At 74.4% G+C, this 21243-nt stretch carries 25 protein-coding genes and 1 pseudogene; 7 read left to right on the top strand and 19 right to left on the bottom strand.

The annotated features are described in order from the left end of the window. Positions 1 to 70 precede the first annotated feature (70 nt). Positions 71 to 520 (top strand): MSMEG_6728 family protein, encoded by a 450-nt coding sequence (locus CMN_RS01135; protein WP_015489033.1) that lies wholly within the window; start codon positions 71 to 73, stop codon positions 518 to 520. A 235-nt stretch (positions 521 to 755) separates the two neighbouring features. Next, positions 756 to 1247, top strand: coding sequence for an FBP domain-containing protein (locus CMN_RS01130; protein WP_015489032.1), 492 nt, complete (start codon positions 756 to 758; stop codon positions 1245 to 1247). Between the two features lie 113 nt (positions 1248 to 1360). On the opposite strand, the gene aroQ is transcribed toward CMN_RS01130, so the two are convergent. Next, positions 1361 to 1951 (bottom strand): gamma subclass chorismate mutase AroQ, encoded by a 591-nt coding sequence (gene aroQ / locus CMN_RS01125; RefSeq protein ID WP_015489031.1) that lies wholly within the window; start codon positions 1949 to 1951, stop codon positions 1361 to 1363. A 171-nt stretch (positions 1952 to 2122) separates the two neighbouring features. On the opposite strand from aroQ, the gene CMN_RS01120 reads away from it, so the two are divergent. Next, positions 2123 to 3124: a hypothetical protein gene (locus CMN_RS01120; protein ID WP_015489030.1), complete on the top strand. Its 1002-nt coding sequence runs from the start codon at positions 2123 to 2125 to the stop codon at positions 3122 to 3124. 33 nt (positions 3125 to 3157) lie between these two features. Here the strand turns inward: CMN_RS01120 and CMN_RS01115 are convergent, their stop codons facing one another. From CMN_RS01115 to CMN_RS01065, 11 genes are all read right to left on the bottom strand, one after another. Continuing rightward, positions 3158 to 3814 (bottom strand): HAD family hydrolase, encoded by a 657-nt coding sequence (locus CMN_RS01115; RefSeq protein WP_015489029.1) that lies wholly within the window; start codon positions 3812 to 3814, stop codon positions 3158 to 3160. Continuing rightward, the gene (locus CMN_RS01110; RefSeq protein ID WP_015489028.1) at positions 3811 to 5109 is read right to left on the bottom strand and encodes an ROK family transcriptional regulator; all 1299 of its coding nucleotides are present in this window, start codon (positions 5107 to 5109) and stop codon (positions 3811 to 3813) included. Before CMN_RS01110 ends, CMN_RS01115 begins: the two co-directional genes overlap by 4 nt. 20 nt (positions 5110 to 5129) lie before the next feature. After that, positions 5130 to 6335 (bottom strand): Gfo/Idh/MocA family protein, encoded by a 1206-nt coding sequence (locus CMN_RS01105; protein WP_015489027.1) that lies wholly within the window; start codon positions 6333 to 6335, stop codon positions 5130 to 5132. Next, on the bottom strand, positions 6332 to 7102 hold the full coding sequence (locus CMN_RS01100; RefSeq protein WP_015489026.1) for a ThuA domain-containing protein: 771 nt from the start codon (positions 7100 to 7102) through the stop codon (positions 6332 to 6334). The genes CMN_RS01105 and CMN_RS01100 overlap by 4 nt, the downstream gene beginning before the upstream one ends. An 82-nt stretch (positions 7103 to 7184) precedes the next feature. Then, a complete protein-coding gene (locus CMN_RS01095; protein ID WP_015489025.1) occupies positions 7185 to 8048 on the bottom strand; it encodes a carbohydrate ABC transporter permease in 864 nt (287 codons plus the stop codon). After that, on the bottom strand, positions 8041 to 9030 hold the full coding sequence (locus CMN_RS01090) for a carbohydrate ABC transporter permease (protein ID WP_015489024.1): 990 nt from the start codon (positions 9028 to 9030) through the stop codon (positions 8041 to 8043). The genes CMN_RS01095 and CMN_RS01090 overlap by 8 nt, the downstream gene beginning before the upstream one ends. Continuing rightward, complete coding sequence (locus CMN_RS01085; RefSeq protein WP_015489023.1) at positions 9030 to 10268, bottom strand: sugar ABC transporter substrate-binding protein; 1239 nt, start codon at positions 10266 to 10268, stop codon at positions 9030 to 9032. Before CMN_RS01085 ends, CMN_RS01090 begins: the two co-directional genes overlap by 1 nt. Before the next feature lie 216 nt (positions 10269 to 10484). Next, positions 10485 to 12065 (bottom strand): aldehyde dehydrogenase family protein, encoded by a 1581-nt coding sequence (locus CMN_RS01080; protein WP_015489022.1) that lies wholly within the window; start codon positions 12063 to 12065, stop codon positions 10485 to 10487. Further along, positions 12062 to 13006 (bottom strand): NAD(P)-dependent oxidoreductase, encoded by a 945-nt coding sequence (locus tag CMN_RS01075; protein WP_015489021.1) that lies wholly within the window; start codon positions 13004 to 13006, stop codon positions 12062 to 12064. Before CMN_RS01075 ends, CMN_RS01080 begins: the two co-directional genes overlap by 4 nt. A 60-nt stretch (positions 13007 to 13066) precedes the next feature. After that, positions 13067 to 13924 (bottom strand): MurR/RpiR family transcriptional regulator, encoded by an 858-nt coding sequence (locus CMN_RS01070; protein WP_015489020.1) that lies wholly within the window; start codon positions 13922 to 13924, stop codon positions 13067 to 13069. Next, positions 13921 to 15264 carry a DUF3100 domain-containing protein gene (locus CMN_RS01065; RefSeq protein ID WP_015489019.1) on the bottom strand — a complete coding sequence of 448 codons (1344 nt, stop codon included), beginning with the start codon at positions 15262 to 15264 and terminating at the stop codon, positions 13921 to 13923. The genes CMN_RS01070 and CMN_RS01065 overlap by 4 nt, the downstream gene beginning before the upstream one ends. Positions 15265 to 15481: 217 nt before the next feature. Here CMN_RS01065 and CMN_RS01060 point away from each other — a divergent pair, with 217 nt between their 5' ends. Continuing rightward, positions 15482 to 16066 (top strand): dihydrofolate reductase family protein, encoded by a 585-nt coding sequence (locus tag CMN_RS01060; protein ID WP_015489018.1) that lies wholly within the window; start codon positions 15482 to 15484, stop codon positions 16064 to 16066. Between the two features lie 83 nt (positions 16067 to 16149). Beyond that, complete coding sequence (locus CMN_RS01055; protein ID WP_015489017.1) at positions 16150 to 16542, top strand: DoxX family protein; 393 nt, start codon at positions 16150 to 16152, stop codon at positions 16540 to 16542. 106 nt (positions 16543 to 16648) lie between these two features. Here CMN_RS01055 and CMN_RS01050 read toward each other — a convergent pair whose 3' ends face one another. Genes CMN_RS01050 through CMN_RS01035 form a run of 4 tightly spaced genes read right to left on the bottom strand, consistent with a single transcriptional unit; the run spans position 16649 to position 18518 of the window. Then, positions 16649 to 17236 carry an NUDIX hydrolase gene (locus tag CMN_RS01050; protein WP_015489016.1) on the bottom strand — a complete coding sequence of 196 codons (588 nt, stop codon included), beginning with the start codon at positions 17234 to 17236 and terminating at the stop codon, positions 16649 to 16651. A gap of 9 nt (positions 17237 to 17245) precedes the next feature. Beyond that, complete coding sequence (locus CMN_RS01045; protein ID WP_015489015.1) at positions 17246 to 17620, bottom strand: GNAT family N-acetyltransferase; 375 nt, start codon at positions 17618 to 17620, stop codon at positions 17246 to 17248. Continuing rightward, positions 17617 to 17997 carry a fluoride efflux transporter FluC gene (locus CMN_RS01040; protein ID WP_015489014.1) on the bottom strand — a complete coding sequence of 127 codons (381 nt, stop codon included), beginning with the start codon at positions 17995 to 17997 and terminating at the stop codon, positions 17617 to 17619. The genes CMN_RS01045 and CMN_RS01040 overlap by 4 nt, the downstream gene beginning before the upstream one ends. Beyond that, positions 17994 to 18518, bottom strand: coding sequence for a fluoride efflux transporter FluC (locus CMN_RS01035; RefSeq protein ID WP_015489013.1), 525 nt, complete (start codon positions 18516 to 18518; stop codon positions 17994 to 17996). Before CMN_RS01035 ends, CMN_RS01040 begins: the two co-directional genes overlap by 4 nt. 187 nt (positions 18519 to 18705) lie before the next feature. On the opposite strand from CMN_RS01035, the gene CMN_RS01030 reads away from it, so the two are divergent. Further along, a complete protein-coding gene (locus tag CMN_RS01030) occupies positions 18706 to 18957 on the top strand; it encodes a DUF4287 domain-containing protein (RefSeq protein ID WP_015489012.1) in 252 nt (83 codons plus the stop codon). 38 nt (positions 18958 to 18995) lie between these two features. Next, positions 18996 to 19607: a YdcF family protein gene (locus CMN_RS01025; RefSeq protein ID WP_015489011.1), complete on the top strand. Its 612-nt coding sequence runs from the start codon at positions 18996 to 18998 to the stop codon at positions 19605 to 19607. Here the strand turns inward: CMN_RS01025 and CMN_RS15215 are convergent. From CMN_RS15215 to CMN_RS01015, 3 genes and pseudogenes are all read right to left on the bottom strand, one after another. After that, complete coding sequence (locus CMN_RS15215; RefSeq protein ID WP_227077794.1) at positions 19604 to 19900, bottom strand: DUF1932 domain-containing protein; 297 nt, start codon at positions 19898 to 19900, stop codon at positions 19604 to 19606. The genes CMN_RS01025 and CMN_RS15215 overlap by 4 nt on opposite strands. A 166-nt stretch (positions 19901 to 20066) precedes the next feature. Next, positions 20067 to 20399 (bottom strand): annotated as a pseudogene (locus tag CMN_RS15210) (NAD(P)-binding domain-containing protein); the annotation flags it as partial. 43 nt (positions 20400 to 20442) lie between these two features. Further along, positions 20443 to 21222: an IclR family transcriptional regulator gene (locus CMN_RS01015; RefSeq protein WP_015489010.1), complete on the bottom strand. Its 780-nt coding sequence runs from the start codon at positions 21220 to 21222 to the stop codon at positions 20443 to 20445. Positions 21223 to 21243 lie beyond the last annotated feature (21 nt).

The following is a 21243-nucleotide window of genomic DNA, read 5'->3' as shown; positions in this document are numbered from 1 at the left end:
GGAATCGGCATGCGTGACAGCGCCTCCAGTTGTATCGCCCTCCCCGCTCGCCCCGGAGTTGACTGGAGGCGTGCAGACGTTCCTCCCCTACCCGGACCTCGCGGCGAGCATGGCCGTGCTCGACGACAAGCGGCTCGGGAAGCAGCGCGTCGAGACGCTGCAGGTGATGAAGGCGGTGACCCTCGCCGGCTACGGCTGGCAGAGCCACCCTGTCACGCGCATGTGGCGCGGCTACCGGCCCGCGCTCATGGAGTACCAGGAGGCGACGTGCGCCGAGTGGACCCGCCGCGGCTTCGCGGACACGTGCTTCGAGAAGACGCTCGCGGTCATCGCCGAGGTGCCGGAGGACCTCGCCGCCTACACGGAGGGGCGCATCGAGCTGCCGCCGTGGTGGGGACGCGCGGAGCTGCACCTCTCCCACCGTTCGAAGCTGCTCGCGAAGGCGCCGGAGCTGTACCGGCCGGCGTTCCCGGAGGATCCGGACGACCTCGACTACGTGTGGCCGGGCGTGAGCGCGTGAGCGATTCCCTCAGGCGGGGGTACCATTGGCCCGTGAGCATCACGAGCAGCACGGCGCCCTCGGGGCGTGGGGAGGTCGTCGACGGCACGTCCGTCGGCACCAGGTAGTCACCGGATCCGTCGCCGCGCCCCGCGAGGGCCGGCCGCACCCGGCGCGCCGTCGATCCACGAGGATCCGGCCGCCGAACCGACACCCGTCCCCGCGGCACCGCCGCGACCCGCACGAAGGGCACCGCATGCTCCCCCTGACCGAATCCGCCATCCGCTCCTCCCTCGTCAACGCCTCGCAGCGCGAGGCCCGCGACCTCCGCCTCCCCGACGGCTTCGCCGACCTCGCCTGGGACCGCCTCGACTTCCTCGGGTGGCGCGACCCGAAGGCCCCGCAGCGCGGCATCGTCGTCGCCCCCGTGGGCGACGAGCTGATCGGCGTGCTGCTGCAGCAGTCGTCGACCGCCCCGCGATCCCGCGCCCAGTGCACGTGGTGCCAGGACGTGCGCCTGCCGAACCCCGTCATGTTCTACGGCGCGCGCCGGGCGGGAGCCGCGGGCCGCAACGGCAACACCGTCGGCACGCTCGTCTGCACCGACTTCGAGTGCAGCGCCAACGTGCGGAAGCCCCGGCCGATCCCGTACCTGGGCTTCGACCCGGCGGCGGCGACCGCCCAGCTCATCGACGACCTGCGGAGCCGGGTGGCGGCCTTCGCGGCAGACGTCGCGTCGACGGCGTGACGCGGGCCGCTCACGACAGCGCGCGTCCGCCCTGGAGGGCGGACGCGCGCGGAATTGGGTCGGCCGGGCCAGCGCGTCGGGGCAGCTGACCCGACCGGGTCGGGAGGGCCGGCTCAGGACTCCGGCGTGCAGACGGTGGCGAGTGCCGTGCGGAAGGCCTTGCGGTGCGCGTCGTCGAGGCCCTGGCCGAGCTGGCCGCGGGCGTCCTTCACGAGGTGGCCGCACGACGGGTCGTCGAGCGCGGCGGACGCGGCGCCGATGGCCGGGACGAGCCGGGCGTCGACCGCGTTGATGCGCGGGCGCACGCTCGTGGTGAGGTCGGGCGCGGTGGTGGGCGCCTCGTCGGGGTGCGCGTGCCAGCGCGCGATGAGCGCGTACTGCACCTGCTTGCTCGCGAGGATCTGCGCGCGGATGATGCGCTCGGCCGCGACCGGGTCGACCCCGTCGGCCTTCGCGGCGGCGATCGTCGCGTCGACGACGGCCTGCTCGCGCGCGGGATCCGCCACGGCCTTGCCCGACAGCCACTTCGACGCGGCCACGTCGTCGGCGATCTCGAGGCGGTCGAGCGCGGCGGACGCGACGGCGGTGACCGCCTGCTGCTCCGCCGGGTCGCGCGGGCACGCCTGGGCGGGTGCTGCGGCGCCGAGGAGCGCGGCGAGGGTGACGGCGAACGCGGACGTGGCGATGAGGGCACGGCGGGGCATGGCGGATCCGTTCTTCAGGAGCGTGCGGGACAGGGTCGGGCGCGGCGATCGGGTCGGTCGATCGGGTGCCGCGAGCATAGGCAGACGACGCGCCCGGGCGACCACCGGAGTCCACAGGCCGGCCCGATCGGGGGCGGGCGGCGGGGACGGGCGCGTCGATAGCGTGGGCGGATGACGACGCCCGACACCGCGACCGCGCCCGGCACGACCCTCGACCGGCCCGCGGATCGCACGATCCCCGGCGTCCGCGGCGCCCTCCTCGCCCTGGCCGTCGGCGTGGCCGCCGCGGTGCTCGGGCTGCTGCCCTGGATCCTCGCGGGCCTGCGCCTCCCGCTGCAGAACCTGTGGCGGGAGGAGATCACGTCCGCGGCCGACATGCCCATCGCGCTGCTGCCGTTCAACCAGTACACGGCCGGCCTGCTGGCCGCGGTGATCCTCGTGGGCGGCGGCATCGCGGGCGCCGCGGCACGTGCCCTCCGCACCCGGCTCCCCCGGCACGGCTCCTGGCTCGTGGTGGCCGGCCTCCTGCTCGTCCATCTCGTCGCCCTCGTGCAGACGTCCGTGGTCACGGCCGACGGGCTGGGCGTGGACGACGTCTCGGCCGCGGGGAACCGCACAGGCGCCGGCATCAGCGAGGCGCAGGTGTACCTCGTCGCGTTCGTCGTCAGCACGGCGGCGACGGTGCTGCTCGCCGCCGTCGTCGCGGCCCTCGTCGCCCGCGCGCCCGCCGGTCTCGCCGTCGTCGCGGCGGCCGTCCCGGTCGTGCTGCTCCGCGAGTGGCTGGGCGGGCTCCTGTCCCCCGGCGATGGCGGCCTCGTGAGCGACACGGCGTACGCGATCCTGCCCGTGATCTCGTGGGTGCCGCCCGTCGTTCTCGGCGTCGCCATCGCGCTCACGGGGCTGCGGTCGGTCGGCCGCGTGATCGGGTCGGTCGTCGCGGTGCTGCTGCTCTGGCTCGGGACGGCGGTGGTGATCGGCGTCACCTACGCCCTCGGCAACCGCAGCCTGCTGCGCTACCCGCTCGAGCTGGTGCAGGCGGGCGCGGGGATCGGCGGTGACGTGCTCCTCGACCGGGGCGGCGCGCTCGGGCAGTCCGCGGTGGCGGTGGTCGTCGGAATCCTCGGCGCGCTCATGGTGCGCGCGGTGCGGCGGCGGGCCGTCAGCGCGGGGTGAGCCTGCGGCCGCCGATCGGGCGGGCTCTCCGGCTCAGGCCGCGAGCCCGCGCAGCAGCCCCGGCAGGTCGCGCATGTCGTCGAAGACGGTGGCACCCGCATCGCGCAGGCGGGCGGCCGGGGTCAGCCCGCCCGCGTAGCCGAGCGCGCGCATGCCCGCGGCGAGCGCGCCCTGCACGCCGTACGGGCTGTCCTCCACGACCACGCAGCGCGCGGGATCCACGCCCATCCGCGACGCCGCGAGGAGGAAGCGGCCGGGTGCGGGCTTGCCGTGCTCCACCTCGGTGGCGCTCGAGATCCGGCCGTCGAAGCGCGGGAGCAGACCCGTGCGCGCGAGGTTGGCGCGGATCTTCGGGTGGCCGCCGCTGGACGCCACGCACGTCGGCAGGGTGATGGCGTCGAGCGCCTCCGCGATCCCGTCGACCGGGCGCAGGTGCGCCTCGAACGCCTCCCGGTACCAGTGCGCGTAGGGCGCGTCCCCGTCGTCGGCGAGGTCGCGGCCGAGGTGGGCGGCGACCTCCGCGGTGAAGGTCGCGTGCGACTTCCCGACGAAGCGCTCGACGATCTCCTCGGTCGTGACGTCCCAGCCGAGCTCCGCGAGCACCCGTCGGTCGACCTCGACGGCGAGCACCTCGCTGTCGACGAGCACGCCGTCGCAGTCGAGGATCACGAGGTCGACGGGAGCGCTCACGCCGTGGTGCGCTCCGCGTCGGCGGCGGCGCGCATCACGCCCGACGGATCCACGAGCACGCGCGCGAAGGCCAGCTCGGCCGCGCCGATCATCAGCCGGTCGGGGCCGAGGGCGGCGCGGCGGATCCGCAGGGCCTCGCGCGCGCCGGGGAGCGCCTGGGCGGTGGCGCGGGCGAGGATCCGGTCGGGATCCGCCGCGTGCAGCGACCCGAGGAACCCGCCGAGCACCACGAGCGACGGGTTGAAGATGTTGACGACGTTGCGGAGCGCGACCGCCAGGTTGTCGATCTGCCGCTCGACCTCGCGGGTGACCGCCGGATCCCCCGCCTCGAGCGCCGCCGCGAGCACGTCGCCCAGCTCGTCGGCGCGGGCGCGCGGGAGGCCCGTGACCTCGAGCAGCGCGTCCTGGCCGACCGTCGTCTCGAGGCAGCCGACCGCCCCGCAGTGGCAGAGCTCGCCGCCGGAGTCGACGAGCGTGTGGCCGAGCTCGCCGCCGTAGCCCTCCGCGCCGCCGAACGGGCGCCGACCGATGAGCACGCCGCCGCCGACGCCCGATGCGCCGCCGTTGAGGTAGACGAGGTCGTCGACGTCGCGGCCGGATCCGAACCGCCCCTCCGCGACGGCCGCGAGGCTCGCGTCGTTGGCGGCGAGCGCGGGGAGCCCCGTGGCCTCGGCGAGGAGCGCGGCGAACGGCTCGTCGACCCAGCCGAGGTGCGGGGCGAGGCGGACGAGCCCGCCGTCGAAGCGCACGAGGCCGGGGACCGCGACGCCGATGCCGAGCACGCGCGCATCGGGGCGGGTGGCCAGGAGGTCGGCGCGCAGCTCGGCGATGATCGCGCCGGCGAGGTCGGCGGCCTGCGCGGCGGTGGGGATCCCGTCGGTGTCGCGGCGGATCCGCTGCTGCACCACGCCGTCGAGGCCGACGAGCCCGACCGTGACGGCGTCGATCTCGGGGTTCACGGCGAGGACGACGACGCGCGGGTCGGCCGAGACGATGGGGCTCGGCCGGCCGACGCGGTTGGTGCCGGGCGGCTCCGACTCGACGACGAGGCCGAGCTCCTGCAGCTCGCCCACGAGCGCGGCGATGGTGGAGCGGTTGAGCCCGGTCTCGCGGGTCAGCTCGGAGCGCGACGCGGGGCCGGTCTCGTGCACGATCTGCAGCACGGTCGCGAGGTTGGAGCGGCGGACGTGGTCGGGCGTGGTGCCGCGGGAGCGGGCGTCGCCAGCGGGCGGGATCTCCCGGGAGCGGGGATCCGGCGCGAGCGGCACGGCGCGGCCCGTCTCGTCGCCGGTCACTGGATCCCCACCCGACGAGGCTACCCGGCGACGGCCGGGCGGGCGACGGCCGCGGCGCCCGCGACACCCGCTGGCGCCGACGGCCCCTGGAGCGCCTCCCGCACGCCCCGCTCGCGCCACTGCTCGAGCCGTGCGCGGACGTCGTCGCGCCGCTCGTCGGCGAGCGCGGTCGCGTAGGCGCGCTCGAGCACGTCGTCGATCGCGAGCCGCCGGCCCGTCCCCTTCGACTCGATCGCGGCCTCGACCATCGCGAGGCTCATCACGTTGCCGTGCACCTCGCCGTGCGGCCGCTCGCCCGTGCGGAGCGCCCGGACGAACGCGCGCAGCGACCCGGCGATCTCGACCCCCACCGACCCGGCGGGCGCGGGCTCCGCGAGCGGCCCGTCGGGCGCGTCCGGGATGTCGCTCGTCGGATCGTGGTCGCCGTCCCAGAGCGCGGTGCCGTACGCGCCGCTCACCCGCCAGGATCCGTTCCACGACGTCTCCGCGCCCGGGCTGCACCAGCTGCCGGTGTAGACGTAGCGCACGCCGCCCTCGAACGCGAAGACCGCGGTGGCGCCCGCGTCGCCGCGGTACCAGCTCCACGCCGGGTTGTACGACTCGCAGTAGACGCTCACGGGATCCGCGTCGAGCAGGTACCGCACCGCGTCGAACTGGTGCACGGCCATGTCGAGCAGCAGCACGTCGTCCATCTCCTCTCGGAACCCGCCGAAGTGCGGCGCCTTGAAGAACTCCGTCGTGACGATGCCGACGCCGCCGAGGTCGGCCGCCCGCCGCTTGAGGGCGACGAGGTGGTCGTTGTAGCGGCGCGACTGGCTGACCATGAACAGCTCGCCCGTGATCTCCGCGGCCGCCGCGAGCGACAGCCCCTCGGCGACCGTGAGCGCGACGGGCTTCTCGCCGAGCACGGGGATCCCCGCGAACAGCGCCTGGGTGGTGACGGGGTGGTGCGCGCGCGGGATGGTGACGTCGATCACGGCGTCGGGCCGCACCCGGTCGATGAGCTCGCCGAGGTCGGTCGACGCCTCCGCCGACGCCCCGTGCGCGGACGCGCCCGCCCGCGCCGCCTCCTCGTCCAGGTCGACGACGCCCACGAGCTCGACGTCGGGATCCTCCGCGATGGTCCGCAGCCACTGCTGGCCCATGCCGCCCGCGCCGACCTGCACGACCCGGAGGCGCGCGCCGTCGGCGGGCGCGACGATCCGGTGAGCCGGAGCCCTCGTCATCGCTCGAGCGCCCCGGCGTAGTCGGTGCCGTCGTAGTACTCGCCGAGCTCGTAGCGCAGCAGCGTCGGCGTCTGTCGGCGGTCGGGCCGCGCCCACTCGCACGCGTTCGCGATCACGCGGCGGACGTCCCGGTGGTGGTAGACGGGGAAGTCCTGGTCGCCGGGCGAGAAGAAGAAGATCCGGCCGAAGCCGCGGCGGTAGGTCATGCCGCTGCGGAACACCTCGCCGCCCGTGAAGCCCGAGATGAAGACGAGCTCGTCGGGCGTGGGCACGTCGAAGTACTCGCCGTACATCTCCTGCTCGTCGATGACGATCGGGTTCGGCACGCCGCGCGTGATGGGGTGCTGCGGGTTCACGGTCCACACCAGCTCGCGGTCGTGCTCGCTGCGCCAGCGGAGGGTGCACGTGGTGCCCATCAGCTTCGTGAAGATCTTCGACCAGTGCCCGGAGTGCAGCACGATGAGGCCCATGCCGTCGAGCACGTGGCGGTGCACGCGCTCGACGATCGCGTCGTCCACCTCGGCGTGGGCCGCGTGGCCCCACCACGTGAGGACGTCGGTGCGGGCGAGCAGCTCCTCGGTGAGGCCGTGCTCGGGCTGGTCCATGGTCGCGATCTCGACGTGCGCCTCGGGCAGGTTCTCCTGCACGCCCTCGGCGACGGCGCCGTGCATCCCGGTCGGGTAGCGGTCGCGGACGTGCTGCTCGATCTGCTCGTGGCGGTTCTCGCCCCAGACGGTGACGCGCAGCGGGGAGGTGGTGTCGGTCATGGTGTCTCTCTCTCGGAGGGGTCGTGCGGGATCTGGGAGGGGGCGCGGGCGGCGTCCGGGGCGCGGGCGTGCGGGAGCCGGATCACTTGACAGCGCCGCCCGTCGCGCCCGCTGCGATGAAGCGCTGCGCCGCGAGCAGCAGCACGATCGCCGGCAGCGACGCGAGCACGGCCGTGGCCATCACCGTGCTCCAGTCGGCGGTGTACGTGCCGATGTACTGGTAGATCCCGAGCGTGATGGGGCGCACGTCGTCGGTCGTCGTGAGCGTCAGCGCGAACAGGAAGTCGCTCCAGGTGAAGAGGAACGTGAAGAGCCCGGCGGTGATGACGGCGTTGAGGCTCACGGGCAGGACGATCGAGCGGAAGGCCCGGAAGTTCCCGGCGCCGTCCACCTTCGCGGCCTCGATGATCGACGGCGGGATGCCCGCCATGAACGCCCGCATGATGAGGATCGCGAAGGGGATGCCCGCGGTGGAGTCCGCGAGGATCAGGCCCGGGATCGAGTTGAGCAGCCCCACGTCGTTGTACGCCGCGTAGAGCGCGTTCGCGACGACGATGCCGGGGATCATCTGCGAGATGAGGATCCCGAACAGCACGATGTTGATCCAGCGGAACCTGAACTGCGCGAGCGCGTACGCCGCCGGGGTCGCGATGGCGAGGCTGAGCACGACGCTGCCGAGCGCGATCAGGAGGCTCGTGCCGAGCGCCTGCCCCTGCTCGGAGAGGGCGGTCGCGTAGCCCTGGAACTGCGCCTCGAACGGGAACCACGCCGCCTGGATCGCCGGGCCCGCGGGCTGGAGCGAGATGTTCACCATCCAGTAGACGGGGAACAGCATCACGGCGAGGATCACGACGCCGATCACCGTGGAGATCCAGCTGCGGTCGGCGCGGGGCTTCCGCGATCCCACCGGGCGGGGCAGGGCGACGCGGGCGGCGGTGTCAGTCATCGACGGCCTTCCTGTTGGCGCGGAGGTAGACCACCGCGAACACCGCCGAGATGGCGATGAGGATGTTGCTGAGGGCGGCGCCCGACCCGAAGTCGAACTGCTGGAACGAGAGCGTGTACGACTGCGTCGCGATGGTCTGCGTCGAGTTCGCGGGCCCGCCGTTCGTGAGGCCGAGGATGATGTCGAGCACCTTGATCGTGTAGACGACGCCGAGCACGAGCACCACGCCCACCACGGGTCGCAGCAGCGGCCAGGTGATGTGCCGGAAGCCGCGCCAGCCGGTGGCCCCGTCGAGGGACCCGGCCTCGTACAGCTCCGGCGGGATGTCCTGCAGGCCGCCGTAGAGGATGGTCGTGTTGAACGGGATCCCGATCCACACGTTCACGGCGATCACCGTGATGAGCGCGAACGCCGGGCTCGTGAGCCACGGCACCGGGTCCTGCACGACGCCCGTGCCGAGCAGGAACTGGTTGAGCACGCCGGAGTCCTGGTCGAGGATCCACTTCCACACCGCGCTCGAGACGATGAGCGGCAGCAGCCACGGCAGGAGCAGCAGCGCCCGCAGCAGCCCGTTGAGCGGGAACGACCGGCGGAAGAACAGCGCCAGCACGAGCCCGATCACGAACTGGCCGAGGATCGAGCCGATCGTGAAGAGGAACGTGTTGAGCAGCGCCGTGGAGAAGATCCCCGACGAGAGCACCGACGCGTAGTTCGCGAACCCGACCCACGGCGCCTCGCCCGTGTAGAAGGTGGTCGTCGTGTACTCCTGGAAGCTCATGACGATGTTCTTCACGACCGGGTAGCCGAAGAAGAGCACGAGGTACACGACCGCCGGCACCAGGAACATCACCTGGAAGAAGCGCTCCCACCGGAAGCGGGGACGGCGGCGCACGGGACCCCGCGCGACGGCGGCGTCCCCGGCGCCCCGGGCCCGCCCGGCCGCGGGCGCGGTCGGGCGGGCGGGGACGGCGGTCGTCGCCATCAGCCCTGCTCGGCGTTCTTCAGCGCGTCCTCCGGCGAGGACTGGCCGGTGAGCGCGGACTGCACGGCCGTGTAGATCTTCGTGGCGGCCTTCGGCCAGTCGGCTCCGAGCTCGCCGGTGCGGGCGCGGGCGTCGGCGACGAGGTCGACGAACACCTGCTCCTCGGGCACCTGCTGGCCGAACTCGGTGGCGACGGCGGTCTTCGACGGGATCGTGAAGCGCTTGGTGGCCATGTCGAGCTGGTTCTCGTCGGAGTTGAGGCACTCGACGACCTTCGCGGCCGTCGCCTGCTTCTCCTCGTCCCCCGTCTGCGGCACGGTCCACACCTCGCCGCCGAGCGGGGCGACGGCGGTGCCGCCGGCCTCGGGGGCGGGGAGCTTCGCGATGCCGTAGTCGACGCCGGACTCGGTGAGCGCGGGGATCTGCCACGGGCCGTTGATCATCATCGCCGTCTTGCCGGCCATGAACTGGTCGTTGACGTCGGACTGGGTCCAGTTCACGACGCTCTGCGAGGCCGAGCCGTCCTTCACGAGGTCGGTCCAGAGCTGCAGCGCCTCCGCGGTCTCGGGCGTCGCGATGTCCTTCTCGTCGCCGCCGTTCGACCACATGAAGGGCAGGAACTGCCAGGTGCCCTCGTAGGTGGCGTTGGCGTCCATGGCGATGCCGTAGCGGTCGCCGTCCTTGAGCGCGGCGGCCGAGGTCTTCAGCTCGTCCCACGTCGTGGGCGGCTGGATCCCGGCGTCGGTCAGCATCTGCTTGTTGTAGAACAGCGCGATGGTGTTCACGGTGGGCGCGAGGCCGTACGTCTTGCCCTCGTAGGTGCCCGCGTCGACGACACCCTTCGCGTAGCCGTCGGTGGAGATGCCGAAGTCCTCGAGCGGGGCGAGCGCGCCGGTCGCGGCGATCTGCTGCAGGTCGGGGTTGTCGAGCATGAGCACGTCGGGCAGCGTCCTCGACGACGCCTGCTGCAGCACCTTCTGGATGAGGCTCGACCCCGGGATCGACGTGCGCTCGATGGTGACGCCGAGGGACTCGCCGCACTTCTGGAGGGTGTCGCCGATGACGGTGTCGTCGTTGCCCTCGTTGTAGTAGTCGGTGACGGTGATCGTCTTCGGATCCCCGCTGGAGGAGGATCCGCCTCCCCCGCCGCCGGAGCAGCCGGCGAGCACGAGGGGGACGGTGGCCGCGAAGGCGGCGGCGCCGATGAGGCGGCGGCGGGCGGTGGATCGAGGGGACATCGCGTGGTCTCTTCCTTGAGGTGGCGGTGGATCCGGGACACGACGACACCGTGATCCGCCAGCTCTGCACGCATCCGGGAGGCCTCGTCGCTGACCCGATGGCGGCGACGCTAACACCGGATCGAGGGTCGTGTAAAGCGGTTAACCAGAAAGGTTTCGCATCCCGCGCCGCCCGTCCCCTCGGGCGGGCGGCGCGGGATGGCGCGCGACCTCCCGCTAGCCGAGCATCGAGGGGAACGGCGCGGGCGGCGGCGTGGTCGGCACCCACACAGCCTTCTGCTGCGTGTACTCGTCGAGCACGCCCGGGCCGGACGAGCGGCCGTGGCCGGACTCGCCGAAGCCGCCGAACGGGACCGCGACGTGGATGGTCTTGTACGCGTTGATCCAGAAGGTGCCGGCGTCGACGGCCGCGGCCACGCGGTGCGCGCGGGAGACGTCGGAGGTCCAGACGGCGCCCGCGAGGCCGAAGCCCGTGGCGTTCGCGCGCGCGACCACCTCCTCCTCCGTGTCGAACACCGAGACGCCGAGGACGGGGCCGAACACCTCGGTGGTCTCCAGGCGGTGTCCGGGCTCGACGCCGTCGAGGACCGTCGGCATGATCCAGCTGCCGTCGGCCAGGGCGCCGTCGGCGAGCGCGGCCGACGGGGTCGCGCCGGAGAGGAGGCGCGCGCCGTCCTCCTGGCCCGCCTGGATGAGCGCGCGGATGGTCGCGACCTGGCGGCGGGAGATGATCGGGCCGATCTCGGTGTCGGGGTCGAGCGGGTCGCCGAGCCGCAGCGCCTCGACGTGGGCGACGATGCGCGCCACGAGCTCGTCGTGCACGCCGCGCTCGACGAGCAGGCGGGATCCGGCGACGCACGACTGCCCGGCGCCCGAGAAGACGGCGCTCACGGCGCCGCGCGCGGCCTGGTCGAGGTCCGCGTCGGCGAACACGATGTTGGCGCTCTTGCCGCCGAGCTCGAGCACGACGGGGATCCCGGCGCCGGCCGCCGCCTGCGCGACCGTGCGGCCGACGGGCACGGATCCGATGAAGCTCAGCTTGCCCACGCGCCGGTCCGTGCTGAGCGCGGCGCCGACCGTGGTGCCCGCTCCCACCGCGACGGAGAGCACGCCCGCGGGCAGGCCCGCCTCCTCCGCGAGCTGCGCCAGGCGGATCGTGCTGAGCGGCGTGAACTCGCTGGGCTTGAGGACCACGGCGTTGCCGGCGGCGAGCGGCGCGGACGAGTTCCAGCCGGCCGTGAACAGCGGCGAGTTCCACGGCGTGACCGCGACCACCACGCCCCACGGCACGCGCGTCGTGTAGGTGAGCCAGTCGCCGGGGACGGGGATGGTCTGGCCGGTGACCTTGTCGGCCCAGCCGGCGTAGTAGCCGAACATCTGGGCCACGCGGCCGACCTCGACGCGCGCGTCGCGGAGCGGCTTGCCGGTGGTCACCGTCTCGAGCACGGCGAGCTCCTCCTGGTGCGCGCCGATCGTGCGTGCGACCTCGCGGAGGATCGCGGCGCGGTCGTACGGGTCCATCGCACCCCAGGTGCGGGCCCCGCGGAGGGCGGCGGCGAGCGCGGTCTCGGCGCCCTCGGCGCCCGGATCCGCGTAGCTCGTGACGAGCTCGCCCGTCGCGGCGTCGACGAGGTCGATCGCGGGCCCGGATCCCGGGTGCACGCGGCCCTCGGCCCACGTGCCGATGCCGTCGGGGAACGCGTGGGCGATGAGGTGCCGGGCGCGCTCGGCGGGGTGCGCGGCGCGGTCGACGGCCGCGAGGAGCGGGGTGCGGGGGGTCGGGGCGGTGGTGGTCATGATGCGGTGTCGTCCTTCCGGGCGGGGAGCTGCGCGGGATCCAGGGCGGTGGTCGCCGTGGTGAAGGTGGAGGTCGCGGCGACGAAGTCGGCCTGCGGGCCGAGGGCGGCGAGCGCCTGCTGCCAGCGCGCGTCGGTCTCGGCGAAGAGCCCCGGGGTCGCGCCAGTCGCGCGGGCCACGTCGTGCGCGAGCGCCACGTCGCGCGCCATGAGGCCGAGCGCGAAGCCGGAGCCGAAGCGCCCGCTGAGGATCTGGTCGGGGAACATCCGCTGGCTGACCGTGCTCGCGCCCGTGGCCGTGTTGAGCGCGGCGACGGCGGTGTCGAGGTCGATCCCGTGGGCCGCCGCGACGTCCATCGCCTCGGCGACGGCGAGCAGGTTGACCGAGACGAGCATGTTGTTGAGGAGCTTCACGACGTTCCCGGATCCGGCGGGGCCGACGTGACGCCAGCCGCCGGAGGTGAGCGCCTCGAGCACGGGGCGGGCGGCGTCGACCGCCTCCGCGGATCCGCCGACGAAGGACGCGAGCGTGCCGGCGGCCGCGCCCGTGTTGCCGCCGGAGACCGGGGCGTCGACGAAGGCGGCGCCGTGCGCGGCGGCCAGCTCGGCCATCGCGGCGCTCGTGCCGGGCTCGGAGGTGGTCGTGTCGACGACGGCCACGGTGCCCGGCGCGGCGAGGAGCGCGGGCACGGTCGCCTCGACCACGCGCGCGGACGGCAGCGAGAGCACGACGTACGGGATGCCTGCGAGCGCGGACACGTCGGCGACCACCTGGAGGCCGCGCGCCTCGGCCGCCTCGCGCGCCGCAGCGGACGGGTCGCAGCCGACGACGTCCCAGCCGCGGCCGGCGAGGGACGCGGCCATGGCGCCGCCCATGGATCCGAGCCCGACGACGCCGATGCGCCGCGGGGTGGTGGGGTCGAGCGGGTCGGTGGGGGTCATGGGGTCCTTCCGGTGCCGCGCGGGGCGGCGGGTCGAGGCGAGTGGGATGCGGGCGGCGCGTCAGCCGCTGAAGGTGCCGAGCTGCTGCCACAGCTCCTGCGTGCGGCGTAGGGCGGCGCGGCTGCGCTCGGGGTGCACCGCCTCCATCCCGCTGAGCAGGCCGTAGACGACCGACGTGGTGGCCGTCGTGGACTGCAGGAACGAGACGCCCTCGCTGGGCACGACGAGGACGTGGTCGGCGGTGGCGGCGAGGCGGCCCCGGCGCATGTCGGTGATGGCGACGACGGTCGTGCCCGCCGCGTGGGCCGCGGTCGCCGCCGCGAGCACGTCGCGCATCGGCCGCCACAGGCTCACGACCACGAGCACGTCGTCCGCGCCGAGCGTGGTCATCGCGGCCGCGAGGTGGGCGCCGCCGCGGCCCTCCGTGGAGATCGGGTAGCCCATCACGGATCCGAGGTGGGCGAGGATCGACGCCGGCGCGCCGAACGAGCCCATGCCGACCACGAGGATCCGCCCGGCCGACGCGAGCGCGGCGATGGCCGCGTCGCCCTCCGCCGGGTCGATGGACTCGAGCGCCCGGCCGAGGTTCGCGACGTCGCGCTGGATGGACGCGTGCACCGCGCCCGACGCCGCCGCCGGGTGCTCGCGCAGGGTCTCCTCGGAGGTGAGCGTCGCGAGGTACCGCATCCGCAGCTCCTGCTGCAGCTCCGGCCAGCCGCGGAAGCCGAGCGCCTGAGCGAACCGCACCACGGTGCTGGCGTTCACCTCGGCGCGCTGCGCGATCTCGGCGATCTCCGAGTACGAGGCGAGCTGCTGGTGCTCGAGGAGCACGCGGGCGACGCGGCGGTGCGAGGGCGTGTGCCCCTTCGTCGGCTCGAGCTCGTCGAGCCAGTCGGCGAGCGGATCCGCCGCGCTCACGACCAGAACCCGAGCGCGAACTCCGCGATGACGGCCGAGAGCAGGAACGACGCCGTGATGGCGACGAGCCCGACCGGGACGATGCGCCAGCCGACCGTCTTGAGCAGCGCCGCGTCCTTGCCGAGGCTGAGGCCCGCGAACGTGAGGGTGGCGCACGCGATGGAGAGGAAGTCGATCGAGGTGACCACGGTGGTCAGCTCCGCGCCGATGGGCGAGTAGGGGCTCGAGGCGAGCGCTCCGATCGTGGTGACGAAGACGATCGCGGAGACCTTGCGCGTGATCCGGGCGAGCAGCTGGCTCACGAGGAGGAGGGCGATGAGGATCGCGTAGCCGCCGACGATGGACCAGCTCACGGCGCCCGCGAAGATCGAGGCGGTGCCGATGCCGACGACCGCGAGGATCGGGATCGCGACCCACGGCCGGATGTCCACGGGCGCCGCCGCCTCGGCCACGCGCTCGCGGAAGACCCGGTTCGACTCCGCGGCCTCGGCCGAGACCGCCACCGGACCCGACGCGGCCTCCGCGGCCGCCTGCTTGCGCGTGAGGAACCGGTAGAACCGGTCGGCGAGCGGCAGCGCCACGTAGATGCCGACGTACACGCCGAGGACCGTGGTGATGAGGTTCGAGACCGCGGCAATGCCGAGGATCGCGTCCTGCTGGCCGGGGTACGCGGCGATGATGCTGGCGGTCGACGCGGCCATCATCGACCCGGATCCGACGCCCGCGCCCATCGCGAGCGCCAGCGGGTCGAAGACGTCGGCCGACGCCACGAGCGAGGTGAGCAGGGTGATGTAGACGGCGCCGAAGAGCGTGCCGAACACGTACATGGCGAGGACGCCGCGGTACTGGTCGGAGTCCGGTCCGTACTTCTCGCTCACCATCGCGAACGCCGGCTCGCGGTCGAGGGAGAACGTGGCGCCGATGGTGGCCTTGCCCATCCGGAGCAGGACGGCGAGCGGCAGCGCGAGCGCGACCGTGCCGAGCAGGTGCCCGATCTCCTGCAGCAGCAGCGCGGGTCCGGCCTGCAGCAGCGTCGGGATGTTCGGCCCGATGTTGAAGGCGAGCCGCGCGACGAGGAACAGCACGGCGACGCCCACGAACGCGTTGGCGATCCGCTGGAAGTCGAGGCCGACCGGGCGGATCCGCTGGAACGAGAGCGCGGCGGCGATGAGGAGGCCCCACACCATCGGGAAGAACACGATGGAGGCGGATCCGAGCGGCAGGGTACGCGAGCCGATGACCTGCGCGACGAGCGCGATCACGAGGGCGGCCACCGCCACGGGCGCGACCCCCCGGAGGCCGACGACGGACCTCGTCCTCTCTCCGACGGTCATGGTCATGGGGGTCCCTTCGCGAGGTGCTGAGCGGTGGTCGAGCGGTGCGGGGCGGTGCGTGCAATCCTCATCGCGGGAGACGGGTCCTGCAATCGCCGTTGCAGTCGAGGTTAGGGAGCCCGCGTTTCCGCGGCGATGCGCGCGTGTTGCGACCGTGTGAACGCGACCCCGTCGCAGTCCGCCGCACGTCCCGATCTGGACGCGCGGGCCCGGGGCGCGCATCATGGCGACCACACCCGAGCTCGAGGAGGAGCGCGTGCGACGACTCACCGCAGGCCTGTTCACGTCCGTCGACGGCGTCGTGGAGTCGCCGCACCTGTTCCAGTACGACTCGTTCGACCCGGAGCTCGGCGCGGGCCTCGGCCGCATGATCTCCTCGGTCACCACCGCCGTGATGGGCCGCCGCGGCTTCGAGGACTGGTCGGCGCACTGGCCGGCCGCGCCCGCCGACGACCCGTTCGCCGCCTTCGTCAACCCGCTCGAGAAGCTCGTCGCCACGCGCACGCTCACGGGCGACCTGGGCTGGAACGCGACGCGCATCGAGGGCGACGCGCTCGCGGCGATCGCCCGGCTGAAGGAGACGGAGGGCGGCGAGATCGCCGTGCTGTCGAGCATCTCGCTCACGCGCGCGCTGCTGTTCGCGGGGCTCCTCGACGAGCTGACCCTGATGATCCACCCGGTCGTCGCCGGCGCCGGCCGCCGCCTGTTCGAGCCCGACGACCCGACCACGCGGCTGGAGCTGCGCCGCTCCGAGATCACGAGCGCGGGCAACGCGGTGCTGACCTACGCGCTCCGCGACGCCGGCTGATCCGCTCGCCGCGCCGCCCGGACGCGCCGACGCCCGCGATCCCGTTCGCCGCCCTGATCGTCGTCGCCCTCGAGGCGCGGCTCGTGGGCCTCGCCGTCCCCGTGCCCTACCTGGACGGGTGGCCGGCGTCGGTGGCGGTGGGCCTCGCGGCGGCGTTCGCGCTCGGCGCCAGCGCCCACTTCATGGAGCCGCGTCGGTCCGGGCTCGTGTCGATCGTGCCGCCGGGGCTGCCCCGGCCGGAGCTCGTCGTCACCGTCACGGGCGCGCTCGAGATCGCAGGAGCGGTGGGCCTGCTGATCCCCGCCCTCCGCATCCCCGCCGCGATCGGCCTGGCGATCCTCCTCGTCGCCGTCTTCCCGGCGAACGTGCGCGCGGCCCGCGGCTGCCGCCACCCCGACACCCCGACGACGCCGCTGCCGCTGCGGACTGTCGCGCAGGTCGGCTTCCTGGCGGCGTGCGTCGTCGCGATGGGGTGAGTGCGTCGAGGCTCCCGGCCTCACCGAGACGAGCCTCCTGCCGCGGTCGGCGGCGGCCGTCGGCATCGGGTACCCGGAGCCGTGCGAGCGGATCGCGCGTGTAGCGCTACCGCGGCGGCCCGACCGGCGGCAGCAGCCCCTGCTCCGCGGCGGCCGCGCGGGCGATCAGCAGGGTCGGGTCCTCGATGCCGCCCGCCGCGATGAGCGCGTCGAGCTCCGCGACGGGCATGCGCACGAGGCGCACCTGCTCGGACGGGTCGGAGCGGTCGGCCGTGCCCGCGGTGGTCGGCGTCGTGCAGGCGAAGACGTGCACGAGCCAGGAGGCGCGGCCGGGGTTCACGGCGTAGGTGCGCAAGGGGTGGAGGTCGGGCGCGACGAGCCCGAGCTCCTCCTCGAGCTCGCGACGGGCGGCGTCGGCGGGGTGCTCGGAGGCGTCGCCCGCGCCGCCGGGGAGGTCGAGGATCCAGCGCCCGAGCGGGTGCCGGTACTGGCGCGACAGCAGCACGTGGTCGCCGTCGATCACGAGGGTCGCGACCGCGAACGGCACGCTCTCGTCGACCTCGTACCGCGACGCGGATCCGTCCGGCAGCAGCACGTCGTGCTCGACGAGGACGACGCGGCCGCGGTGGAGGTCGCGGCGTCCGGTCGTGCTCCAGACGAGCTCCGGGTCGGGCTGGGTCTCCGCGCTGCTCATCCGCCGAGCCTAGGTCGTGTCATCCGCATCCGCCCCGAGCGCCCGCGACCACGCGACCTCGCGCGCGAGCTGGCCGCTCGCGCGGAACGCGACGACCTGGCGGGCGTCGGGCAGCGCGGCCGCGAGCGCGGGCCGGTCGAGCGCCGAGCCGAGGCCCGCGGACCGGAGGGCGGGATCCACCGCCACGCTGCGGGTCAGCGCGTGCCGCCCGTCCGCGCTGAGCTCGAAGCCGGTGCTGCCGGTGATGCGGCCGTCGGCGTCGCGCCGGATCCAGAGCCGCACGCCGGGGTCGTCGAGCCCAGTGACCGTGAGGTCCGCCGCCGCGAGGAACGCGTGCAGCGCCGCGACGTCCGTAGCGGAGGCGACGGGCGCGAGGGCCGTCACAGCGCCTGGCCCACCACGATCCCGAGCCCCGCCGCCGCGACGCACACCACGAGCATGCCGACGCCGTTCGCGAGCGCCGCGCCCACCCGGCCCGCCTGCGCGAGCCGCACCGTCTCGAGGCTGGCGGTGCTGAAGGTCGTGTAGCCGCCCATGAGGCCGCTGCCGAGGACGAGGACGAGGTCGTGCGGGAGGCCGGCCTGCGCGGCGGCGCCCGTGAGCAGGCCGAGGCCGAGGGATCCGGTGACGTTGATGACGGTCGTGCCCCACGGGTACGCCGCGCCGAGGCGGCCGCGGATGGCGCCGTCGAGGAGCAGGCGGAGGGCGGATCCGATGCCGCCGGCCACGCAGACCAGCGCCAACACGAGCGGGCCGGTCACGACGCCGCCCCCGGCGCGCGTCCCGCAGCCGAGCGTCGGTGGATCGCGGCGCCCGCGGCGATCCCGGCGACCGACGCCGCGGCGCCCACCACGAGCGACAGCGCGGCATAGGCGAACGCGACGCCGAGCGCGGATCCGGTGAGCGACGCCGTGTCGACGGCCAGCGAGCTGTAGGTGGTGAAGCCGCCGAGCACGCCCGTACCCACCAGCAGGCGGATCGCGCGGCGCCGGCCCTCGTCGGGGCCGCGGCGGGCGAGCGACTCCAGCAGCGCGCCGAGCACGAAGGCGCCGACCACGTTGATCAGGAGGATCGTCACGGGGATGCCCCCGGCGGGCGCGGGCCAGGTGAGCGCGAGCGCCTCGCGGATCCCCGTGCCCACGGCGCCGCCGAGCGCGACGAGGCCGAGGGACGACCAGCGGAGGTGGACCGGGCGGCCCGGGTCGTCGTCCACCTCCACGTCGCTGTCGAGGGGCCCGCCGCCGAGGGGCGCGTCGCCGCCGGGCTGTCGGTGGTCGGTCATGGGGTCTCCCATCTCGGATGGCATGGCTAGCCAAGAGACAGGGACTGTCGTCGACGAGGTTGTCGAGGTTCGGGTACGGCGAGCCCCACCGCCGTGCCTCCCGCGGGAGGCCCCTCCCGGAGGAGGCCGGACCATTGAACCACGGCCCGCCCTGGTCGCGGCCGCGCGCCGCCGGTACCGTCGCGGCATGAACGCGCACGGCATCGTCGCCCCGCCCTCGCCGCCCGAGGGTCAGAGGGCCCGCGGACCCGCCTCCTACTTCCCGAGCATCGAGTCGACGTACGGGCAGCCGGTGCAGCGCTGGATCGACCTGGCCGACGCCCGTCTCGACGTCGAGCCGCACATGCAGGTCGTCGCGTGGCTGAAGGCCGAGCACGGCCTCGGGCACGGGCACGCGAACGCGGTCGTCGCGTTCGTGAAGGCGGCGCGCTCCGCGTGAGCGGCGTCGTCGAAGACGCGCGCCCATAGCCTGGGCGCATGCGCACCCGCCAGACCCTCGTCGCCACCGGGGCCGCGCTCCTCGCCGCGGTCGGCGCCGCGCTCCTGGCGAGCGAGGGGATCCACCGGCTCGCCAGCACCCGCGGCCTCGGCCGCGCGCCGGGCCGCCCCGACGGCGCCGTGGGCCGCGAGGTCGTCGTCGTCCTCGGCTTCGGCAACACCGGCCCGCGCGCCAACCGGATCAACCGCTACCGCGTGCGCGCGGCCCTGCGCTCGATGGACCCGCGGGCCGCGTCGACCGCGCTCGTGCTCTGCGGCGGATCCGTGATGGGCGACGAGCCCGAGGCCCGGATCCTCGCCCGCTTCGCCCGCGACGAGCTCGGCTACGCGGGCCCGGTCGTCCTCGAGGAGGCCAGCACGAGCACGCGCGAGAACGTCGCGAACGCGATCCCGCTGATCGAGGACGCCGACACCATCCGCATCGTCTCCGACCCCGTGCACGCGGAGGAGGCGCGCGGCTACCTGCGCGCCGCGCGCCCCGACCTCGCCGACCGGCTCGCGCGCGCCGACGACTACCGCTTCGGCGAGATGACGTGGATGAAGCCGCTCGCCATCGCCGTCGCCCTGCTGCGTCGGGCGCGCTCCTCCTAGGCCCGGCGCGGCTGCTCCGCCGCCCGCTCCTCCTCGGCGAGCCGCCCGAGGAACCGCACGGACGCCTCCGACATCTCCGACGGCACCCCGAGCGCACCCAGGTGCTCCACCACCGACTCCATCTCGTGCCCGCGCCGCACCGCGTGCTTGCGGCTGCCCGACTCGTACCGCTCGATCTTCGCCGCCACGTCGCCGGAGAGCTGGCCCGCGATCTGGTCGCGCACCCAGTCCTCGCATCCGGCCGCGCGCCCCGCGGTGACCGCCTCGACCACGACGGCCGCGAGGCTCTTCATCAGCACGCTGCGGAGGAGCTTCCTGCTGGTCGCCTCGCCCGCCGGCCCGTCGATGCGCTCGACCTCGGCGCCGAGGGAGACGAGGTACGCCGCGACGTCCCGGGGCGGCGGATCCGCTGACGATCGTCTCCGTCCGCGCGCCCTTCGTGGGCACGGGCCCGAGGATCGCGACGTCGGCGAAGCGCGCGCCCGTGTCCTGCACCACCCGCTCCACGCGCGCCATCACCTGCGGCGACGCCGTCGTGAAGTCGGCGTAGACCGCGTCGGCGCCGAGGTGCGGCGCGGCGTCCGCGGCGATGCGCTCGCTGAGCGCCGCCCCCGTGAGCACGACGACGAGATCCGCCCCGGCCACCGCCTCGGCCAGGGTCGCCGACCGTTCGATGCCCTCGGGAGTGGTGGGCGCGGCGGGATCGAAGCCCGACACGTCGTCGCCGTGGGCCGCGGCCGCCGCCGCGTAGATCGCGCCCACCTCCCCGAGTCCGATGAACGCTGTCCTCATCGTGCGTCTCCTCCTCTGCCGGGCGCGCGTCGCGACCCGGCGTCTACCGCTCCACGGCGGCTGCCGCTCGGCGCAGTTCCGGCACGCGCGCCTCGAGGCGCGCGCGCGTGATGGTCTCCGTGGGCCCGGAGGTCGAGATCGCCGCGACGACCTCGCCCGCCCGGTCGTGGATCGGGACGCTCACCGCGGCGACGCCCGTTTCCCGCTCGTCGATCGAGATGTGGAAGCCGTCCCTCCGCACCACGTCGAGCTGGGCTCGCAACTCGTCGGCCGAGACGCTCGCGCCGCCGGCAGTGTCCGTGCTCCCGATCCGCGCGAGCACCCGCTCGCGCTCCTCCTCCGGAAACGCCGCGAGGATGTTCTTCCCCGCCCCCACATGCAGCGGCAGCCGCCGGCCGAGCGGCAGCTGGTACCGCAGCGGGTCCTCGCCGTCGACGCGCACCGTGAGGATCCGCTCCTCGCCGACGCGCACGTACAGCGACGCCGTCAGCCGCGTGCTGTCCGCGAGCTGCTGGAGCACCGGACGGGCGCGCCCGCTCAGCCGGTCGGTCGTCAGGAAGCCGTTCGCGATCCCGAGGGCCGCCGGCCCCACGCGGTACTCGCCGTGCTCCACCGTCACCCAGCCGCGGCGCTGCAGCGACCCGAGGATCCGCAGCACGGTCGCGTTCTGCAGGCCGGAGCCGCGGCTCAGCTCCACGAGACGCAGCGGCCCGTCCCCGCGCTCGAGCAGCTCGAGCAGGTCCAGCGCCCGGTCGACGCTGCGGACGGTCGACGAGGAGGTCTCCGTTGCGGACGCGCGGCTGTCCGATGGGGTGTCTGGCATGTGCCCCATCGTCCCAGGCGA

Origin of the sequence: Clavibacter nebraskensis NCPPB 2581 (assembly GCF_000355695.1) — a bacterium.
In the GTDB taxonomy this organism is placed as follows: Bacteria; Actinomycetota; Actinomycetes; order Actinomycetales; family Microbacteriaceae; genus Clavibacter; species Clavibacter nebraskensis.
Note: the sequence above shows the minus strand (reverse complement) of the source record. Positions and strands in the feature narration are given on the sequence as shown.